22 protein-coding genes are annotated in these 17,634 nt (G+C 68.6%); 10 read left to right on the top strand and 12 right to left on the bottom strand.

Annotated features, from left to right (window positions below):
* Positions 1 to 70: 70 nt before the first annotated feature.
* Complete coding sequence (locus OG947_RS00500; protein WP_027505388.1) at positions 71 to 415, bottom strand: RNA polymerase-binding protein RbpA; 345 nt, start codon at positions 413 to 415, stop codon at positions 71 to 73.
* A gap of 142 nt (positions 416 to 557) precedes the next feature.
* Here OG947_RS00500 and OG947_RS00495 point away from each other — a divergent pair, with 142 nt between their 5' ends.
* Positions 558 to 926 (top strand): hypothetical protein, encoded by a 369-nt coding sequence (locus tag OG947_RS00495; RefSeq protein ID WP_056445139.1) that lies wholly within the window; start codon positions 558 to 560, stop codon positions 924 to 926.
* Between the two features lie 6 nt (positions 927 to 932).
* On the opposite strand, the gene OG947_RS00490 is transcribed toward OG947_RS00495, so the two are convergent.
* The 5 genes from OG947_RS00490 to OG947_RS00470 form a co-directional block, all read right to left on the bottom strand.
* Positions 933 to 1,799: an oxygenase MpaB family protein gene (locus OG947_RS00490; protein ID WP_328812886.1), complete on the bottom strand. Its 867-nt coding sequence runs from the start codon at positions 1,797 to 1,799 to the stop codon at positions 933 to 935.
* Entirely contained in the window at positions 1,796 to 3,244 is a 1,449-nt protein-coding gene (locus OG947_RS00485) for an aldehyde dehydrogenase family protein (RefSeq protein ID WP_056444508.1), read from the bottom strand. The genes OG947_RS00490 and OG947_RS00485 overlap by 4 nt, the downstream gene beginning before the upstream one ends.
* A gap of 110 nt (positions 3,245 to 3,354) precedes the next feature.
* Positions 3,355 to 4,635, bottom strand: coding sequence for a lipase family protein (locus tag OG947_RS00480; protein ID WP_328812885.1), 1,281 nt, complete (start codon positions 4,633 to 4,635; stop codon positions 3,355 to 3,357).
* A 91-nt stretch (positions 4,636 to 4,726) separates the two neighbouring features.
* Positions 4,727 to 5,281, bottom strand: coding sequence for a TetR/AcrR family transcriptional regulator (locus OG947_RS00475; protein WP_328812884.1), 555 nt, complete (start codon positions 5,279 to 5,281; stop codon positions 4,727 to 4,729).
* A gap of 25 nt (positions 5,282 to 5,306) precedes the next feature.
* A complete protein-coding gene (locus OG947_RS00470) occupies positions 5,307 to 6,692 on the bottom strand; it encodes a cytochrome P450 (RefSeq protein WP_027505392.1) in 1,386 nt (461 codons plus the stop codon).
* A gap of 116 nt (positions 6,693 to 6,808) precedes the next feature.
* On the opposite strand from OG947_RS00470, the gene OG947_RS00465 reads away from it, so the two are divergent.
* From OG947_RS00465 to OG947_RS00455, 3 genes are all read left to right on the top strand, one after another.
* The gene (locus tag OG947_RS00465; protein ID WP_328812882.1) at positions 6,809 to 7,387 is read left to right on the top strand and encodes a TetR/AcrR family transcriptional regulator; all 579 of its coding nucleotides are present in this window, start codon (positions 6,809 to 6,811) and stop codon (positions 7,385 to 7,387) included.
* An 80-nt stretch (positions 7,388 to 7,467) separates the two neighbouring features.
* Complete coding sequence (locus tag OG947_RS00460; protein ID WP_442973112.1) at positions 7,468 to 7,842, top strand: helix-turn-helix transcriptional regulator; 375 nt, start codon at positions 7,468 to 7,470, stop codon at positions 7,840 to 7,842.
* Between the two features lie 10 nt (positions 7,843 to 7,852).
* Positions 7,853 to 8,266 carry a VOC family protein gene (locus OG947_RS00455; protein ID WP_027505395.1) on the top strand — a complete coding sequence of 138 codons (414 nt, stop codon included), beginning with the start codon at positions 7,853 to 7,855 and terminating at the stop codon, positions 8,264 to 8,266.
* On the opposite strand, the gene OG947_RS00450 is transcribed toward OG947_RS00455, so the two are convergent.
* From OG947_RS00450 to OG947_RS00440, 3 genes are all read right to left on the bottom strand, one after another.
* Complete coding sequence (locus tag OG947_RS00450) at positions 8,257 to 9,447, bottom strand: FAD-dependent monooxygenase (protein WP_328812880.1); 1,191 nt, start codon at positions 9,445 to 9,447, stop codon at positions 8,257 to 8,259. The two genes, OG947_RS00455 and OG947_RS00450, sit on opposite strands and share 10 nt — an antisense overlap.
* A 136-nt stretch (positions 9,448 to 9,583) precedes the next feature.
* Complete coding sequence (locus OG947_RS00445) at positions 9,584 to 10,165, bottom strand: dihydrofolate reductase family protein (protein WP_328812879.1); 582 nt, start codon at positions 10,163 to 10,165, stop codon at positions 9,584 to 9,586.
* 12 nt (positions 10,166 to 10,177) lie between these two features.
* Positions 10,178 to 10,741 carry a dihydrofolate reductase family protein gene (locus OG947_RS00440; protein ID WP_222631219.1) on the bottom strand — a complete coding sequence of 188 codons (564 nt, stop codon included), beginning with the start codon at positions 10,739 to 10,741 and terminating at the stop codon, positions 10,178 to 10,180.
* Between the two features lie 114 nt (positions 10,742 to 10,855).
* Between OG947_RS00440 and OG947_RS00435 the strand changes: the two genes are divergently transcribed.
* The 4 genes from OG947_RS00435 to OG947_RS00420 are packed head-to-tail and all read left to right on the top strand — an operon-like array spanning position 10,856 to position 12,518.
* The gene (locus tag OG947_RS00435; RefSeq protein WP_056444493.1) at positions 10,856 to 11,200 is read left to right on the top strand and encodes an ArsR/SmtB family transcription factor; all 345 of its coding nucleotides are present in this window, start codon (positions 10,856 to 10,858) and stop codon (positions 11,198 to 11,200) included.
* Positions 11,197 to 11,673, top strand: a complete 477-nt coding sequence (locus OG947_RS00430) for an SRPBCC domain-containing protein (RefSeq protein WP_328812878.1) — start codon at positions 11,197 to 11,199, stop codon at positions 11,671 to 11,673. Before OG947_RS00435 ends, OG947_RS00430 begins: the two co-directional genes overlap by 4 nt.
* A 15-nt stretch (positions 11,674 to 11,688) precedes the next feature.
* Entirely contained in the window at positions 11,689 to 12,312 is a 624-nt protein-coding gene (locus OG947_RS00425; protein ID WP_328812877.1) for an FKBP-type peptidyl-prolyl cis-trans isomerase, read from the top strand.
* Positions 12,313 to 12,317: 5 nt separating this feature from the next.
* Positions 12,318 to 12,518, top strand: a complete 201-nt coding sequence (locus tag OG947_RS00420; protein ID WP_027505403.1) for a hypothetical protein — start codon at positions 12,318 to 12,320, stop codon at positions 12,516 to 12,518.
* Between the two features lie 84 nt (positions 12,519 to 12,602).
* On the opposite strand, the gene OG947_RS00415 is transcribed toward OG947_RS00420, so the two are convergent.
* Positions 12,603 to 12,896, bottom strand: coding sequence for a hypothetical protein (locus tag OG947_RS00415; RefSeq protein WP_328812876.1), 294 nt, complete (start codon positions 12,894 to 12,896; stop codon positions 12,603 to 12,605).
* Positions 12,897 to 13,035: 139 nt separating this feature from the next.
* Positions 13,036 to 13,377: a nitroreductase/quinone reductase family protein gene (locus OG947_RS00410; protein ID WP_328809834.1), complete on the bottom strand. Its 342-nt coding sequence runs from the start codon at positions 13,375 to 13,377 to the stop codon at positions 13,036 to 13,038.
* Positions 13,378 to 13,536: 159 nt separating this feature from the next.
* Here OG947_RS00410 and OG947_RS00405 point away from each other — a divergent pair, with 159 nt between their 5' ends.
* Together OG947_RS00405 and katG are read left to right on the top strand one after the other, a co-directional pair.
* Positions 13,537 to 13,941 (top strand): Fur family transcriptional regulator, encoded by a 405-nt coding sequence (locus OG947_RS00405; RefSeq protein WP_037185410.1) that lies wholly within the window; start codon positions 13,537 to 13,539, stop codon positions 13,939 to 13,941.
* Positions 13,942 to 14,033: 92 nt separating this feature from the next.
* Positions 14,034 to 16,214, top strand: coding sequence for a catalase/peroxidase HPI (katG, locus tag OG947_RS00400; protein WP_328813930.1), 2,181 nt, complete (start codon positions 14,034 to 14,036; stop codon positions 16,212 to 16,214).
* A gap of 61 nt (positions 16,215 to 16,275) precedes the next feature.
* Here katG and OG947_RS00395 read toward each other — a convergent pair whose 3' ends face one another.
* Positions 16,276 to 17,604: a lipase family protein gene (locus tag OG947_RS00395; protein WP_328812874.1), complete on the bottom strand. Its 1,329-nt coding sequence runs from the start codon at positions 17,602 to 17,604 to the stop codon at positions 16,276 to 16,278.
* Positions 17,605 to 17,634 lie beyond the last annotated feature (30 nt).

Below are 17,634 nucleotides of genomic sequence, written 5' to 3'. Positions count from 1 at the left end.
GGACCCGAGACACACCGAGGGCCCCGGAGCAGATGCTCCGGGGCCCTCGGTGACGACAGGGGAGAGGCGGTCAGACTCCGGCGCCGCGACGCTTCGCCTTGAGCAGATCCATCCGCTCCTTGAGCAGTTCCTCGAGCTCCTCCACCGAACGCCGCTCGAGCAGCATGTCCCAGTGGGTGCGCGGGGGCTTGACCTTCTTGGCCTCGGGCGCGGTGCCCTCGATCAGACTGCCCTCGAGACCGTTGCGGCAGAGCCAGGTGCCGGGCAGCTCGGCGTCGTCGGCGAAGGGAACGTCGAACTCCTCGCCGTTGTCCGTCCGGTATCGAGCCATGCGCCGGGGCGCGAGGTCGTGGTCGCGATCGGTCTCGTAGCTCACCGCTCCGAGTCGACTACCTCGTAGAACGCGATCTGCCATGGTGGAGTCCTCTCTCGATCGTGGTACGCATGTCGCGTCCGTCGAATTCAACGCGCGTGGTGCGCGGAACGTTCCCGCACGCGAACACCCCATTCTAACCGGTGATGCGGCAGAGTCCGCGCACGTCGGTATCGTCGGGTCGATGCGGGGTGAATCCGGGACTGTGGACGGTGGGATCGGTCGGTCCCGCGCACGGCGCCCGAGCACGTGTCTGTGGTGCGGTCGGCCGGTGGTCGAGGGCGCTGCGGGCCGGCGCCGACGGTACTGCCGTCAGTCCTGCCGTCAGCGTGCCTACGAACAGCGGACGTCGCTGAAGGACACCGTCGTCGCGGACGACGCCGTGGTGCTCACGGAGGCCGAGGCCGGTGCCGCCGCCGATCGCGCGTTCGGAGTCCGGTGCGCCGCCGAGGACGTGGCCACGGCCGTCGCGGAGGGCGCCGACGCGGCCGAACTCGCCGAACTCTGCGACCGGTTGGTCACCCTGGCCAAGGACGCGGAACGACTGCGCTGATCCTGATCAGACACCCAGGTCGCTCGGGTGGTAGCCCTGCGGATACCCGGGGTACGTCCGGTTGCGCGGATCCTGCGCCGACCGCGATGCCGTCCGCTTGGGCAGCAGACGCTCCACGCGGCCTCGGGCCTGCAGCGCCGACTCGAGTGCCGGGCGCACGGCGGGAATCGGGTCGCCGAACCCGAAGGCGCGGGTCATGTCCTGATCGATCATCGACAGCACGGCGCCGCGCACCGCGGAGCGGACCGGGCGCGGGTACCACGACGCCAGCAGGTCGCGGGTGTACTCGCCGATGGCCCTGTTGTCGTCGGAGTAGACGAACCGCTCGCGCTCGTACCGCACCTTGAAGGCGTGGAAGTCGGCTGTCGACGCGGGAATCTCCCGGATGCCCATCCGGATCCCGACCTCGCGGTAGAACGCGACGCTCGCGATCCGTTCGTGCGGATGCAGGCGCCGCCACCCGTAGCGGTCGATCCAGTCCAGCGGATCGAACGCGAAGGTGGAGAGCACGTACAGCATGTCGTCGTTCGAGATGTCGTGGCGCGCGTGCATGCGGTTGACCGCGCGGAGCGACGCGCGCCCGCGCTCGGAGTCGTACCCGTGTTCCACGAGTTCCGACATCAGCAGTGCGGTGTCGTCGTACCGCTTCTGGGGGCGGTGCTCGAACTCTCCCGTCCTGCGGAGCAACGCCGAGATGGTGGGCACGCAGTACGTGCGGAACAGCGCGAACTCCAACGCGCGCTGGTAGTCCCAGGGAAACTCGCAGCCCGCCGTGATCTTGAGGACGGTGGCCGCGTCCGCCACCGGATCCAGCTCGTCGATCACCCGCACCCACCCGAACCGCCCGAAGCGCGGCCGGGGGAGGGTGGTCATCGCCCGTAGACCTTGGTCAGCAACAGGCGCGCGACCGCGACGTCGCGTCGCTTGCGCGTCATCGTCACCAGGCCCAGCGGGGCGGCGAAGCGTTGCTTCGTCACCGACTTCACCCGGGAGAACTCCCGCAACCCGTCGGCGCCGTGGATCCGTCCGAAGCCCGAGTCGCCGACTCCGCCGAACGGCAGCGCGCCCACCGCTGCGAAGCCCAGCACGGAGTTGACCGTCACCACTCCGACGCGGAGCCGGTCCGCCGCCCGCTCGGCCGCGGCCTTCGACGCGGTGAAGACCGACGCGCCCAGCCCGTACTTCGAGGCGTTGGCCCGCTCGATGCCCTCGTCGAGATCACGGACGCGGTTGACCACCACGGTCGGACCGAATGTCTCCTCGGCGACGGCCGAGCTGTCCTCCGGCACGTCGAGCAGCACGATGGGATCGACGTACGGCGCCCGGACGGATTCGAGTCCGCCCACGACGGCGCGACCACCGCGCGCCAGGGCGTCCTCGACCTGGTCCCGCACGATGTCGACCTGCTTCGGCAACGTCATGCGTCCGTACTGCGCATCGTCCGCGTCGCCGACCCGGAGGTCGCGTACACGGGAGGTCAGGATGTCCACGAAACGATCGGCGACCTCCTCGACCACGTAGATGCGCTCCACACCCGCGCAGGTCTGGCCCGCGTTGCCCATGGCGCCGAACGCGGCGAAGGTCGCCGCGGCCTCGAGGTCGGCGGTGGCGTCGACGATGAGCGCGTCCTTGCCGCCGCCCTCGACCACGATCGGCGTGAGCGTCTCCGCGCACACCGCCATGACCTTCTTCGCCGTCGCGGTGGACCCGGTGAAGGCGAGCTTGTCCACTCCCGAGCGGCACAGCGCCTCGCCGACCCGACCGTCGCCGGTGACGGTCTGGAGCACCTGGTGCGGCGCCGCCAGCGACGCCCAGGCGTCGGCCAGCCAGGTGCCGGTGCGGGGAGTGAGCTCGCTGGGCTTGAAGACGACGGCGTTGCCGGCGGCCATCGAGTACGCGAGCGACCCCATCGGTGTGTAGACCGGATAGTTCCACGGGCCGATCACGCCGACGACACCCATCGGTTGATACCGCACGGAGGCAGCGTGATTGATGCTCACCAGACCCGGGAAGACGGACCGCTCCCGCAGGACACGTCGCGCGTTCTTCGCGGCCCACGTGAGATGCTCCACCGCCAGCATGACCTCGAGCAGAGCGTCGTCCTTCGGCTTGCCCGTCTCCTCGCGCACGGTGTCGACGAGCGACCCCGACGTCCGGGCGATCCTGGATCGGAACTCGAGCAGCCACCCCTTGCGATCCGTGAAATCGAGAGCGCCCCACCACAGTGCCGCGTCACGCGCGCGGGCGACGGCCGCGTGCACCTCTCCGTCGGACGGCGTCGGTGCCGCGGTGCGTTCCGGAGAGTGCTGGACCGTCATGTGTGTACCCCTCAGTCAGCCGAATGATCCACTGTGATCGGTGACACTATGGCTGATCGCCGTCCGCGACAATGACCGAGCCGACCGCGGTCGGTGACCCGAACCGACCGTCAGGCGATGTCGCACCCTTCGGTGGGTACGTCGGCGAACCTGTCCATCAGGTACGCCGCGGCCGCACCGCCGTAGCCGTCGATGATCTGCGGACCGAAGTGGTTGGGCAGCACCGCACCCGGCAGGATCGGCGGCAGCGGGTTCGACCGGAACGTCACCGACGCACCCTGGCCGCACCACTCCTCCGCCAACTCCCGCGCCTGCCCGTACGGCACCGTGTCGTCGTTGATGCCGCTGGTGATCAACACCGGGGCCGACGGCCGCAGGGTGCCGGTACGCAGCTTCTCGAAGATGGGACCGGCCTCGGGCACGGATCTCAGATTCTCGGACATCGAGCGACCGTCCTTCGTCAGCGTCTCGGTGCGCAGGAACGGATACGTCAGGATCGTGTCGGCGATGCACTGGGTCGACAGGTCGTTCAGCACCGTCTTGCCGTGATCGGAGACGCGCTCCTCGACGCGGGCCCGCAACGACGGGTTTCGCTCGAGGACTCCGTTCAGTGCGTACCCGATGACTCCGCCGATGAGAGTGCCGTCCACCGTGTTCAGCACGTCGAGCAGGTCGGCCGTCGGTGCGCCCGCCCACGTGCCCTTGATGTTCAGTTCCGGTGCGTAACTCGCCGCCGACTCGGCCGCGGCGGCGGTGGCGCCGCCGCCCTGCGAATAGCCCCAGAGACCGATGGGGGAGTCGGGGTCGCCCGCCAGCGCGTTCGCCGCTCGCGCGCCGTCGAGCACCGCGTGCGCCTCCTCCGGCCGGTTGACGTAGGTGTGCAATCCCGGCGTGCCGAGACCGATGTAGTCGGTCACGAAGACGCGCGCGCCCATCGACCCCCAGAGCGTCGACGACACGAGTTCCTGGTTCGCCGAGAGGGACAGGGGGTCCGTCGTGAGGTTCAGCCCGAGCGGGAACGCCCGCGACGGCGCGCACTGGTCGCCCTGCCCCACCGTCCCCGGAGCGACCACGACGGTGGGTCTGGGGCCGACGCCGCGCCAGGGAACGGCCGAGTCGATGAACGTTCCGGTCACCGCGACGGGCTCGTCGTTCTCGGTCCGCGAGGTGTACATGACGCGCTGCGCGGTGGCGGGATAGCGACCGTCCACTCCCGGCGCAGCGAGAAAGAGCGACATCGGCTCGGTGCGGAGCACCGTGCCCGGCGCACCCGCGACGTCCGTCGGTGGGGAGTAGAAGTCGTCACCGGGGGCTGCGTCGGCGAGTGCGGGTGCGACACCGACCAACGCCACGAGCACGGCTCCGACGATCAGACTGCGTGACAGTGTCATCGACTTCCTTCCCGCTGCACGGACCCCCCGGCAGGCGCCCTGAAGTTAGACAGTTCTGGCACCAGGTGTCAAGGTCACGAGGTGAAGCCCGTCACTCCGGCGGCACGGTCATCGACGCCGGGAGCCACCGCAGGAGGAAGGCGCGGAGGTCGTCGTCGTCCGCGATGGACGGATCGTCGAAGAGCACGACGGACAGTCCGAGACGAGTGGTGATGAGGACGATGTCGTCCAACACCGCCGCGACCCGGGGGTCGAGTGCGGTCAGCGGGGACAGTAGATCTCGCACGACGGGAATGGCGTGCTGGACGACATCGGGATGCAGCACCGGGTTGATGCCGTCCAACCGCAGCAGCGCTCCCATCGCGGGAATGTCGCGCACCGCCCGCCGACCACCGATCACCATCTCCACGACGTAGTCGCGCACGGTCTCCGGGCCGTCGAGGCGCGACCGGATCTCGGTCATGACCTCGACCGCCAAATGCTCCATCGTGCGGGTCACCAACACCTCGCGCGTGCCGAAGATGGAGTACACGGTCTGTCGGGAGACCCCGGCAGCGGCGGACACACCCGCGATGGTGACGCCGTCGAAACCGTGCTCCGCGATCACCTCGAGGGTGGCCTCCATGATCTTGCCGCGCGATCGCATGGGACCAGTGTGCGGGATCCTCACGTCAGCTGCGGTCGCGCCGAGCCACCTCGAGCTCGAACCCGGCCGGCATGAGGGTGAGGCGTTCCTCGATGGCGAGCTCGTAGCCCGGATCGGGAGCGACGTCGAAGGTCTGGAGGATCGTGCCCAGCACCAGCAGCGACTCGTGGAGAGCGAACTGGCGCCCGATGCAGGCACGCTCGCCCGTGCCGAACGGCTTGTAGGCGTGCGGCGGCCTGGCCCGCACGTTCGCCGACAGGAAGCGGTCCGGGTCGAACACCTCGGGATCCGGCCCCCATACGGGATCGCGATGCAGACCGGGGATGAGCACCAGGGCCCAGTCGCCCGCTGCCATGGGACGCCCGCCGACCGTCGTGTCGTGGCGTGCCTCCCGCGCGTAACCGGGGGCCGTCGGCCACAGGCGCAGTCCCTCGTCGAGAACCCGTCGGACGAAGCGCAACTTCGCCACCTGCTCGAAGGACGGCGTGTCCGCACCCCACACCTCGTCCACCTCCGCACGCGCCCGAGCCCACATCTCGGGATGCCTCGACAGGTAGTACAGGGCGAACGACAGTGAGCCGGAGGTCGTCTCGTGTCCGGCGATGAGGAAGGTGACGATCTGATGCCGGATGTTCACCTCGTCCAGCGCGTTGGGATCACCGTCGCGTGCCGCCTGGAGCATGATGTCCAGCAGATCGCCGTCGCCGCTCGTCTCACCGTCCCGGCGGGCCCGCACGATGTCGTCGAGCAACTCGGCCATGAAGGCCTTGTCGGCATCGTTCCGCCGTTCGCGACGCCGGAACACCAGGTCGCCGACGACGGGGAGCGGCAGCAGTGCGCGGCGCTGGTTGTGCTGCAGGGTCCGCACCATGGCCCGGACGAACGGGTGCGTCTCGGCGCGGGTGAACGAGTCGAAGCTGTAGCTGAACCCGGTGCGGCCGATGGTCTCGAGCGTCAACTTGGTCATGTCCGAGGAGACGTCGACCCGATCACGGGACGACCAGTGCGACACCAGCTGTCCGGCGACGTCCACCATGATGTCGTGGTAGCTCCGCATGGCCGACTGCGTGAACGCCGGCCGGAGGAGATCGTGGGCCTTGCGCCAGTTCGGTTCGTGCGAGTACGCCGTGAACAGTCCGTCCCCGCCGATCGAGCGAAGTCCGGCGACCGCGGGTGCCACGTGCTTGACGAACCGCGACTCGTCGCTGAGTTCCTCCACGAGATCGGCGCCCGACACGATCACGAACCGGCGCCCCAGGACCACCCGCTCGAAGATGGGGCCCAGCTGCGCGGCCAGCGCCACCGAGTCCTGCACCGGGGTGCTCGCGTGTACGCCCAGCACGTCGCCCAGCACCGGGAGTCGTCGAGGGGGATGGGGAAGCGGAGAAGTGGACGAGATCGTGGTGACCACGGTCGGACCCTTTCGCGTGGGTGGCCGGCGTACTGAACCGGGATACAACAGCGGACGGTACCCCCTACTGAACGCGTGTCAAGTATCACGAGCAGTCCCGTAACATGGCGCAGGTCATGACCTCTCCCCGCAAACGCCTGTCACCCGATCAGCGTCGGCACCAGTTGCTCGAAATCGGGTCACGACTGTTCGCGGAACGGCCCTACGACGAGGTGTGGATCGAGGAGGTCGCCGACCTGGCCGGCGTCTCGCGTGGGCTGATGTATCACTACTTCTCGTCCAAGAGGGATTTCTTCGCCGACATCATCCGGCTCGAATCCGCTCGGATGGTCGAGATCACGGCTCCCGACACCACGCTGCCCGTCGAGCACCAGGTGTCCGCCGGACTGCGCGCCTACATCCGCTACTCCACCGATCACGCTCACGGACTACGGGCCATCAATCGAGGAACGATGTCGGGCGACGTCGGTATCCAGGCGATCCTCACGGCCGAGTTCGAGACGCAGCAGCAGCGGATCCTGGCGGCTCTGGGACCCGACGAGGGCGCGGACGAGGTGACTCGGGTCGCCGTGGCCGGGTGGGTGTCGTTCGTTCGCGCCGTGTGCGTGGACTGGGTGGACCGGCAGTCGATCTCGGCCGACGAGGTGCATGATCTCTGCATGCGCGCACTGCACGGACTGCTGCGGCATTCCTGAGAGGAGGACGCGTGACCGACACCGGTGCGGACTCGCGACACCTCGACGATCTGCGTCGTCTCCGTCGAGTACGGGATCGAATGGACCGCGAGTACGCCACGCCACTGAACCTCGAGACCCTGGCGCGCGACGCGCACGTGTCCGCGGGGCACCTGAGCCGGCAGTTCCGCGCCGCGTACGGAGAGTCGCCCTACGCGTACCTGATGACGCGGCGCATCGAACGAGCCATGGCGCTGCTCCGGGGGTCGGAGAGGTCGGTGACGGAGATCTGCTTCACCGTGGGGTGCTCCTCACTGGGCACCTTCAGCACCCGGTTCTCCGAACTGACCGGACTGTCCCCGTCCACGTATCGGCAGCAGAACCAGTCCACGGAGGCCGGCGCGCCGTCGTGTGTCGAGAAGGTGGTCACCCGACCGATCAGGAATCGAGAAGCGGACCGCGTAAGGCGAACCTAGTGTCGTCGCCATGACACTCACCATCGCCTCCAGCTTCCTCCCGCAGGACGATCCGGAGGCCGCACTGGCCTTCTACCGCGACCTTCTCGGCTTCGAGGTCCGCCTCGACGTCGGGTACGAGAACCTGCGGTGGCTCACCGTCGGCCCGCCCGGGCAGCCGGACACCGCCATCGTTCTGACACCGCCCGCGGTCGACCCCGCCATCACCGAGGACGAGCGCCGCACCATCACCGAGATGATGGCCAAGGGCACGTACGGCGGCATCCTGCTCGCGAGCGACGACCTCGAGGCGACCTTCGATGCACTCCAGGCCGCGGATGCCGACATCGTGCAGGAACCGACCGACCAGCCCTACGGGATCCGGGACTGCGCGGTGCGTGATCCCGCGGGCAACCTGATCCGCATCCAGCAGCGTCAGCGGTAGTCGCTCAGATCGAGGTTCGCGTCGTCCGAGCCGCCGAACCTGCCGGCCAGCGCTCGCACCGGCGCCGAACCGGCCAGTCGCACAGCAGAGTTGAAGACCGCGAGCCCCACTGCCGTCTTCGGGTGCGCCAGCCTCGGCGTTCCCGGCGGCAGCGACTGCACCGTGTCGACGAAGGGCCGCATCCGCGCGTCCCACGCCGTGAACGCGGCCCGGTGATCATCGGTGCGGGCGAGTTCGGCGGCCAGTACGTAGGCACCGGTGATCGCCAGTGTCGTGCCCATCCCACTCACCGGAGTCGCGCACCAGGCCGCGTCGCCCACCATCGCGACCCGGCCCGACGACCACCGTGGGGCGCGCACCTGAGCGAGACGGTCGACGTACAGCTCCGAGGCGGAATCGAGCGACTCCAGGATGCGGGAAGTCTCCCAGCCGGCGCCGGCGAACGTCGCCCGAAGGGCGGCGACGACCTCCGACTGCCCTGCCCGCTCGAGGCCGGTCGGCCCCGACAACCAGGACAGGCTGAAGCGCGTGGTGCCCTGGTTGTCCGGGCGCAAGCCGGCCACACGTCCGCCGGTCGCGTTGTACCAGCGCCACCATGCATCGTCGTCCGAGGTGCGGGGGAGCACCCCGTAGGCGGTGAACAGCCCGAGATCTCGCGTGACGGCCTCGCCGGGAAAGACGATCTCCCGGCTCCCGGACCGCACTCCGTCGGCGAACACCACGAGGTCGTAGCGCTCGGGAGCGCCGTGCTCGAACGTCACGTCGACACCGTGGGCGTCCTGATCGCAGCCCACGACCCGGTCGCCGTAGCGGTACTCGACGTCCGGTCCCGACGCGTCGACGAGGATGCGCGCGAGTTCGCCGCGGAGGATCTCCAGCTCGGCCGTCGCGCCTCCGCTGTCCGCCGTACCGGCCGGGAACGCCGCGATCGTCGCGCCCCGTCGATCGACGAACCGGGTGCCCTGTTCCGTCGTGGTCGCGGCGAAGAGAGCGTCCTCCAGACCCATGCGGCGTACGACCTCGCGGCCGGGACCACGAATGTCGATGTTCTGCCCGCCGAGCCGAGGCGACGGAGCGCGCTCGACGACCGTCACGGCACGACCCGACCTCGCGAGCCAGTACGCGAGGGTCGGGCCGGCGATGCTGGCCCCGGTGATCAGTACGCGTCGTTCCACAGTCACGATCTTCGCCTTCCGTGCTCACTACCTGTGAGGTACAGGAAGGACTTCGTCGACCGACGGTACGTCGGTCGACGTGCGACGCTCAGGCAGGGTTCCAGGTGATACCAAATTGTGCCGATAATCGACATTATGTCAACTATTGTGAATCTCCCACCCCTTGCCGCGTCAGGTACCTCATCAGGTGCAGTCCCCCCGAGAACGTCCGCGTCTCCGCCAACTCCAGGCCCGCCCACTCGTCGAGCACCGTGAAGAACGGCGTACCGGCGCCCACCAGAACGGGGTGCGTCATGATCACGTACTCGTCGATCAGCCCGGCCCGCATCGCCGCCGCGGCCAGTGTGGCGCCGCCGATGTCCATCGGCCCACCGTCGCCGGCCTTCAGTCGGACTATCTCCGCCACGGCGTCACCTGTGACGAGCCGCGCGTTGCCCTCCACCGCGTCCAGGGTGGACGAGAACACCACCTTGGGCATGTCGCGCCACCGACGGGCGTACTCGACGTGCGCGGGCGTCGCCCCTGGCTGCCGATCGGCCGTCGGCCAGTGCGCGTTCATCGCCTCCCACAGCCTCCGCCCGTAGAGCGTGAGGCCCGTCGAGTCGACGCGGTCGGACCACCACTGGAACGCCTCGTCGCTCGGCACGCTCCAGCCGAGGTCGCCATCGGGCGCCGCGACGTAACCGTCCACACTCGTGTTCATCGCGAATCTCAGTGTGCGCATGACGTTTCCCCGTCAGCGGCGCACATCGAACACCTGCTTCTGGACACCGTTGCCGTAGACCTCGTGCTCGACGAGCGTCAGCACCGTGGCGCCCTTGTCCGTGTCGCTGAACAGGCGCAGGCCGGCGCCGAGCAGCAACGGGAACACCAGCAGGTGGTACCTGTCGACCAGCCCGGCGTCGGCCAACGCACGTCCCAGCGTCGCGCTCCCGTGCACGAGGATCGGTCCGCCCTCGGTCTCCTTCAGCGCGGCGACGTCGTCGAGTGATCGAAGAACCGTTGCAGGCCAACGCGAATCATCATCGTCGAGCGTCGTCGAGACCACGTACCGCGGCATGGCGTTGTATCCGGCGAAGTCCTCCATCGTGGGCCACACGGGCGCGAACGCCTCGTAGGACCGGCGACCGAGCAGCAGCGCGGCGGCCTCCCCCTGCTCCCGCCCCTTGATCTCGTACGCGGCCTCGTCGAATTCGACGTCCGTGAAGGTCCAGCCCGCATTGCGGTATCCGGCCTCTCCACCAGGCGCCTCCATCACGCCGTCGAGCGAGACGAACGCGGTGACGATCAACGTGCGCATGTGCACTCCTTCGTTCCCCGTGGGCGCTGGTCGGCCCACGAACACTCTGACCGACGCGCACCCCGAAAGTCATCGGTTGCGCCACACCCCGGATCGCCTGTAATACTTACCCTTATGGCTAACCATACGGCAGAACTCGACGCCGTGCTCACCGCCCTCGGAGATCCGACGCGGCGAGCAGTCGTCCGGCGTCTCGGTGCCGGTCCGGCAAGCGTCGGTGAACTGGCGGCGCCGTTCCCGATCGCGCTTCCCACCTTCCTCAAACACGTCCGCAGTCTCGAGTCGAGCGGGCTCATTCGCACGGCCAAAGTAGGACGCGTCCGGACGTGCACTCTGCACAGGGAACGACTCGACCTCGTCCAGGACTGGCTCGACGATCAACGACACCTCTGGGAGAGCCGCACGGATCGGCTCGAACAACTCGTCACCTCCCCGACTCCGACGGAAGAAGACTCATGACCGCGCTCCCGATCGATCCTGCCCTCGACCTCGTACTCGATCGCGTCATCGCGGCTCCTCGTCACCGCATCAGGGAGGCATGGACGAACTCGTCGTTGCTGTCACAGTGGTGGACACCGGCACCCACCGTCACTCGGGTGGACCACCTGGAGGTGCGACCGGGCGGGGCGTTCGTCACCGAGATGAGCGACGACGGAACGACATTCGTGCCCCACACCGACGCCGTGTTCCTCGTCGTCGAGCCCGACACCCGGCTGGTGTTCACCAACACTCTCGACAGCGGGTGGCGCCCCGCGTCGCCGCAGCCGGTCGCGATGTCAGCGGAGATCACGCTGACCGACCACCCGCGCGGCACTGCTTACCGGGCCGTCGTCCGTCACGGAGATCCGACGACACGCGATCGTCACGCGAGCCTCGGGTTCGCGGAAGGGTGGGGCTCGGTCACCGCAGCACTCGCCCGGCTGGTCGAGTAGTCGGGCGGCTGTAGCGTGTCGGGCGTGAACTCCTCTCGTACCTTCGGTGTCCTGCTGGCCTCGTCCGCGTCGCTCGTCCTGGTGCTGTCCGGATGCAGCTCCGACAACGACACGCCATCTGCCGCCACCTCCTCCAGCGCTGCATCCTCGTCCGCGGGGTCGTCGTCGACCGCAGCTGCCGAGTCGTGCCCCACCGCGGCGCCCGAGTCCGGTGCCGCGGCCGAGTGGGACCTCGACGGTGACACCGGCAGCATCGCGGTGACCGGATCCACCGACGACGCCGCTCCCCTGGTGACCGTCGAGGCCCCCTTCAGCGTCGCGGAGACACAGGTGCAGACCCTGCAGGCCGGCGACGGCCCCGTCGTGGCTCCTGATGCGACGGTCTCCGTCTGCTACATGGGCGTCAACGGTCGGGACGGGTCCACCTTCGACAGCAGCTACCAGCGCGGTGCCCCGGTCGAGTTCCCGCTCGACGGCGTCGTGGCGGGCTTCCAGAAGGCCATTGCGGGTCAGACCGTCGGCTCCACCATCGGCGTCGCCGTGACGTCCGCGGACGGTTACCCCAACGGTCAGCCGCGCGCCGGCATCCAGCAGGGCGACTCTCTGATCTTCGCGATCAAGGTCCTCGGCGTCAGCTGACCAGCATGACGAGGGACGTGCCGGTCGACCGCGGACCGCTGTTCGACGGTGTCCGCATCGGCCGGCCGGCGACCGGTGCGTTGATCGACGCGGGGTATCGCACGGTGCACGACCTCCCGGCGAACCTCGCGACTTTGTCCGCGCTACACGGAGTGGGGCCGTCCGCGATCAGGCGGTTGGCCGAGGCACGCGACGATCGGCGATGAGGGGAACCTCGCCGGAATCGACGCGGCACTGCGGCACCGCAGGCGGAGACTCCGCACAACGATGCGCCGACTGTGCCGGCGTACCTACGCCACTGCGCACCCTGGCTCGACGACGATGACAGGGCGGCGGTCCGCAGGAACGTCGGGTCCCCCTGGACCACAGCAGATCTCCCGGTCCTCGATGTCGCTCGTCGCCGCCTCGGCGATCCACGGGCGACGGCGATGCGCGCGCGCCGCGCTCGTGCCACGCTCGGTGCGCACCACCGGCGTGGGCGTCCGGCACGCCGACGTCGACGACCTGGCGGCGGTGCTGGACGAGCGGGCCGCGACGAGTGAGGGTGTGGCCTGCGTCATCGGGATGCCGTCTCTACCGGACACCGCGAGGATCCGATCGTCGAGCGCACGATCGGCGAAGGGCCTCGGGTTCGATCTCGTCGACCGGTCGAGTGCGGACAGCGCCGTCGATCGCTACGTGGCGATGACCCGCGCGACCCAGCAGCTCGTCGTACTCCGAAAATCAGCTGTCGAGGGTGATCACGACACGCACGCCCCCCTTGTCGGAGACCACCGCCTGTGCGCTCCCCCGATGCTGGTCCCCCGCGATGTCGACGGTCACCGGGGCGGGATCGGGATGGAAGTTGCGCCACCATGCCTTCTGACTCGGCGCTGCGACCATCACGGTCACCGTCTCGCCCGATCGCCGGTAGGAGACGGGCAGCGAGATCGCACGGCCCGACCGTCGACCGGTATAGGTGATGGTGGCCAGGCCACGCCCGAGAACGGCGGACAACACGGGCAGTCGCATCAGCGGTCGAACGACCTGGTTCGCGGCGTTGGCGACGGTCTGGAACGCGGTCATCTTCGTACCCCCTGCGAGCGATGGATGTCGCCTCGCATCATGCCCCCGCGGGGGCCGGACGACACGCCGTTCGACCCGTGTTCGCGCCCCGTTTCCTGACTCATTCCAGAAAAGTCGTGCATACTGTTCGACGTGAGCCCATCGTCGAACTACCCGGAGATGCTGCGTGGTGCCGCGCTCCGAGTCACCCGCCCCCGTCTGGCGGTGCTCGACGCGGTGCACGAACATCCGCACGCCGACACCGACACCGTCTACGGAGCCGTTCGGGCCACCCTGCCCGACGTCTCCCGCCAGGCCGTGTACGACGTGCTCCACGCTCTCACCACCGCGGGACTGGTACGGCGCATCCAGCCGTCCGGCTCGGTCTCGCGGTACGAGAGCAGAATCGGCGACAATCACCACCATGTCGTGTGCCGCGCGTGCGGCACCATCGCCGACGTGGAATGCGCCGTCGGCGAGGCTCCGTGCCTCACTCCGTCGGAGGCCCATGGTTTCGTCGTCGACGAGGCAGAGGTCATCTACTGGGGCCTGTGCGAGAACTGCTCCACCAGCGTCAGCCCCTGATGTCGAGGCGCGAAGGCGCCGCGAAATCAGTTCATTCATCTTCTCTTGGAGGGAAACTCGTGTCCGAGGACCACACAACACGCGAAAAAGAGATGAACCAGGACCAGCCGCAGGACGCGTCCGGCGGCTGCCCTGTCATGCACGACAAGATGCCGATGCCGGTCGAGGGTGGCACCAACCACGAGTGGTGGCCCAAGGCACTGAACCTCAAGATCCTGAAGAAGAACCCCGCCGTCGGCGATCCGATGGGCGCGGACTACGACTACGCGGCCGAGTTCAACTCGCTCGATCTCGCCGAGGTCAAGCGCGACATCGAAGCGGTCATGACGAACTCGCAGCCGTGGTGGCCCGCGGACTTCGGCCACTACGGCCCCTTCTTCATCCGTATGGCGTGGCACGCAGCCGGCACGTACCGCAAGCAGGACGGACGCGGCGGAGCCGGAGCCGGCATGCAGCGCTTCGCACCGCTGAACAGCTGGCCGGACAACGCGAGCCTGGACAAGGCCCGTCGCCTGATCTGGCCCGTGAAGCAGAAGTACGGCCGCAAGCTCTCCTGGGCCGACCTCATCGTCCTGACCGGCAACGTCGCCATCGAGTCCATGGGACTGCCCACCTACGGCTACGCCGGCGGTCGCGTCGACGCCTGGGAGCCGGACGAGGACGTCTACTGGGGCCCCGAGCAGACCTGGCTGGGCGACGAGCGCTACGACGGTGATCGCACGAGCCTCGAGAACCCGCTGGCCGCCGTGCAGATGGGCCTGATCTACGTCAATCCCGAAGGCCCGAACGGCAACCCGGATCCCGTGCAGTCCGCACTGGACATCCGCGAGACCTTCGGTCGCATGGCCATGAACGACGTCGAGACCGCAGCACTGGCCGTCGGCGGACACACCTTCGGCAAGACCCACGGTGCGGCCGACCCCGATGCGCACATCGGAGCCGAGCCCGAGGGCGCCCCGATCGAGCAGATGGGCCTGGGCTGGAAGAACAGCTTCCAGAGCGGTGTCGGCGCAGACGCGATCACGAGTGGCCTCGAGGTCATCTGGACCCCGACCCCGACGCAGTGGGACAACACCTTCCTCGAGACGCTTTACGGCTTCGAGTGGGAGCTCTACAAGAGCCCCGGCGGCGCACACCAGTGGCGTCCGAAGAACGGTGAGGGTGCGGACCTGGTTCCCGACCCCGCCGACCCGACGAAGCGTCGCCATCCGTCGATGCTGACCTCGGACATCGCGATGCGCGTCGACCCGATCTACGAACAGATCACCCGTCGCTGGCTCGACCACCCCGAGGAGCTCGCAGAAGAGTTCCAGAAGGCGTGGTTCAAGCTCACCCACCGCGACATGGGACCGGTCAGCCGGTACCTCGGACCCGAGGTGCCGTCGGAGACCCTGCTGTGGCAGGACCCGATCCCGGCCGTCGACCACGAACTGATCGACGATGCACAGATCGCCGAGCTCAAGTCCACCATCCTCGATTCCGGACTGAGCACCGAGCAGCTCATCTCGACCGCGTGGGCCGCAGCATCGTCCTTCCGCGTCAGCGACAAGCGCGGCGGCGCCAACGGCGGTCGCCTGCGCCTGCAGCCGCAGGCGGGCTGGGAGGTCAACGAGCCTGACGAGTTGGCACAGGTCATCCGCGTGCTCGAGGGCATCCAGGAGTCGTTCTCCGGAACGGTCTCGTTCGCCGACCTCGTCGTCCTCGGCGGCGTCGCGGCACTCGAGAAGGCATCTGGCGTCAGCGTTCCGTTCACCCCGGGCCGCATGGACACCACGCAGGAGCAGACGGACGTCGATTCGTTCTCGGACCTCGAGCTGAAGGCCGACGGCTTCCGTAACTTCCTCGGCAAGGGCCAGAAGCTGCCGGCGGAGTACTCCCTCGTCGACCGGGCGAACCTGTTGTCGCTCAGCGCACCCGAGCTGACCGTCCTCGTCGGTGGTCTGCGTGTTCTCGGCGCCAACTACCAGAACTCGTCGCACGGCGTTCTGACCGACAAGGTCGGCACACTGTCCAACGACTTCTTCGTGAACCTCCTCGACATGGGCACCGAGTGGGTTCCCACCTCCGAGGACGGCATCTACGAGGCCAAGGATGCTGCCACCGGTCAGACGAAGTGGACCGGCACCCGTAACGACCTGGTGTTCGGCTCGAATTCCGAACTCCGTGCCATCGCCGAGGTGTACGCCTGCGACGACGCGAAGGACAAGTTCGTCCAGGACTTCGTCGCCGCGTGGGACAAGGTCATGATGCTGGATCGCTTCGAACTGGCCTGATCTCGCTCCTGAACACCACACCACCCCCGCACCGAGTCCTCGGTGCGGGGGTGGTGTCGTCTCAGCGTCGGGTGCGGCGGACGGAGATGGGGAGCCCGGTCAGCGCTCTCGCCGCCGAGCCTGCCATGGCCAGATAACCCGCGGCGCTGCGCCACGACGCCGCCACCGAGAAGACGGTCCTGGTGGCCGCGAGTCCCGGTCGGCGCCCGGCGAACCGGTCGTCGAGCCATCGCAGCGTCAGCGGGACCGACAGCGGCAGCAGCGTGATGTGCTCGCTCGTGCGATCGCGGACGTACTCGACCTCGGCACCCGCGTCTCGATAGCGCGTCACCTGCCCGTCGACGTCGTCCACGGCGACGATCTGATCGTGCGTCGCCTGCAGGACGAGCAGCGGGAATCCGGGCGCCGACCGGCCCGGCTGGATCTCCTCGAAGATCGTCACCATCTCCGGACGAGCCATGACGTCGGCGATGGGAATGGTCGAGTAGGCGTCGAGGTCGAACCCGCGGAGCGCGATGATGGCCTGCATCGTGGTCATCTTGTTCGTCGACGCCAGCAGCTCGAGACCCTCCTCGGTGACGAACTCCTGCATGACGTCGTCCAGGGCCGGGTAGGTACGCCGCAGACCCTCGATGACGAGAGTCGGCAGCGCGGCGTAGCGGGTGGCGTTCAGCCGGAAGAACGCCGACGCCGGATCACCCACCGGCGACCCGAGAACGGCTCCGACGACCTCGATCTCGGGTGCGTACTCCCCCGCGGCCTCCGCCGCCCAGGACGACGCGAGCCCGCCACCCGAGTATCCCCACAGTCCGACCGGTGTGGTCGTGTCGAGACCGAGCTCGTCGAACGAGAGCGCGGCCCGGACGGCGTCGAGAGTGCAGTACCCGGGCTCGAGCGGCGCACCCCAATGCCCCTCGGCGCCTTCGTGATCCGGGATCGAGACCGCCCAACCCAGACGCAGGGCGTGCAGGACGAGCAGGAACTCGTACTGCGGCACCGTGCCGCGCGCACGTGACCCGAGCCGGAGCGCGTACGACGGGAACGATCGACCGGACACGGCGTCGATGGCGCACTGATACGACAGGAGTGGTCGCGTCGCGTCGGGGACGGCTCCGGCGGGCAACAAGACCGTGGTGACACTCACGCGTGGCACGCGCTCGAGATCCTCGGTGCGATACAGCAGCTGCCAGGCCTGCACGCGCTGCCGCACCCGGCCGAACACACCGATGCGCACGGGTCTGGTGCGCAGGACGTCGCCGCACGCGGCACTCTCGAAACCGTCGGGCGCGACGTAGAACGGGTCCCGCTCCGGGGTGGTGACCGGGCCCTCGGACCAGTGCTCGGTCTCGGGCGGGCCGCCCGCGTCCCTGTCGTACTGCTCGATGCTCATGCCCACGGTTACCCCTGTCGTCGGGTCACA

It is taken from the genome of Rhodococcus sp. NBC_00297 (genome assembly GCF_036173065.1).
GTDB lineage: Bacteria > Actinomycetota > Actinomycetes > Mycobacteriales > Mycobacteriaceae > Rhodococcoides.
Note: the sequence above shows the minus strand (reverse complement) of the source record. Positions and strands in the feature narration are given on the sequence as shown.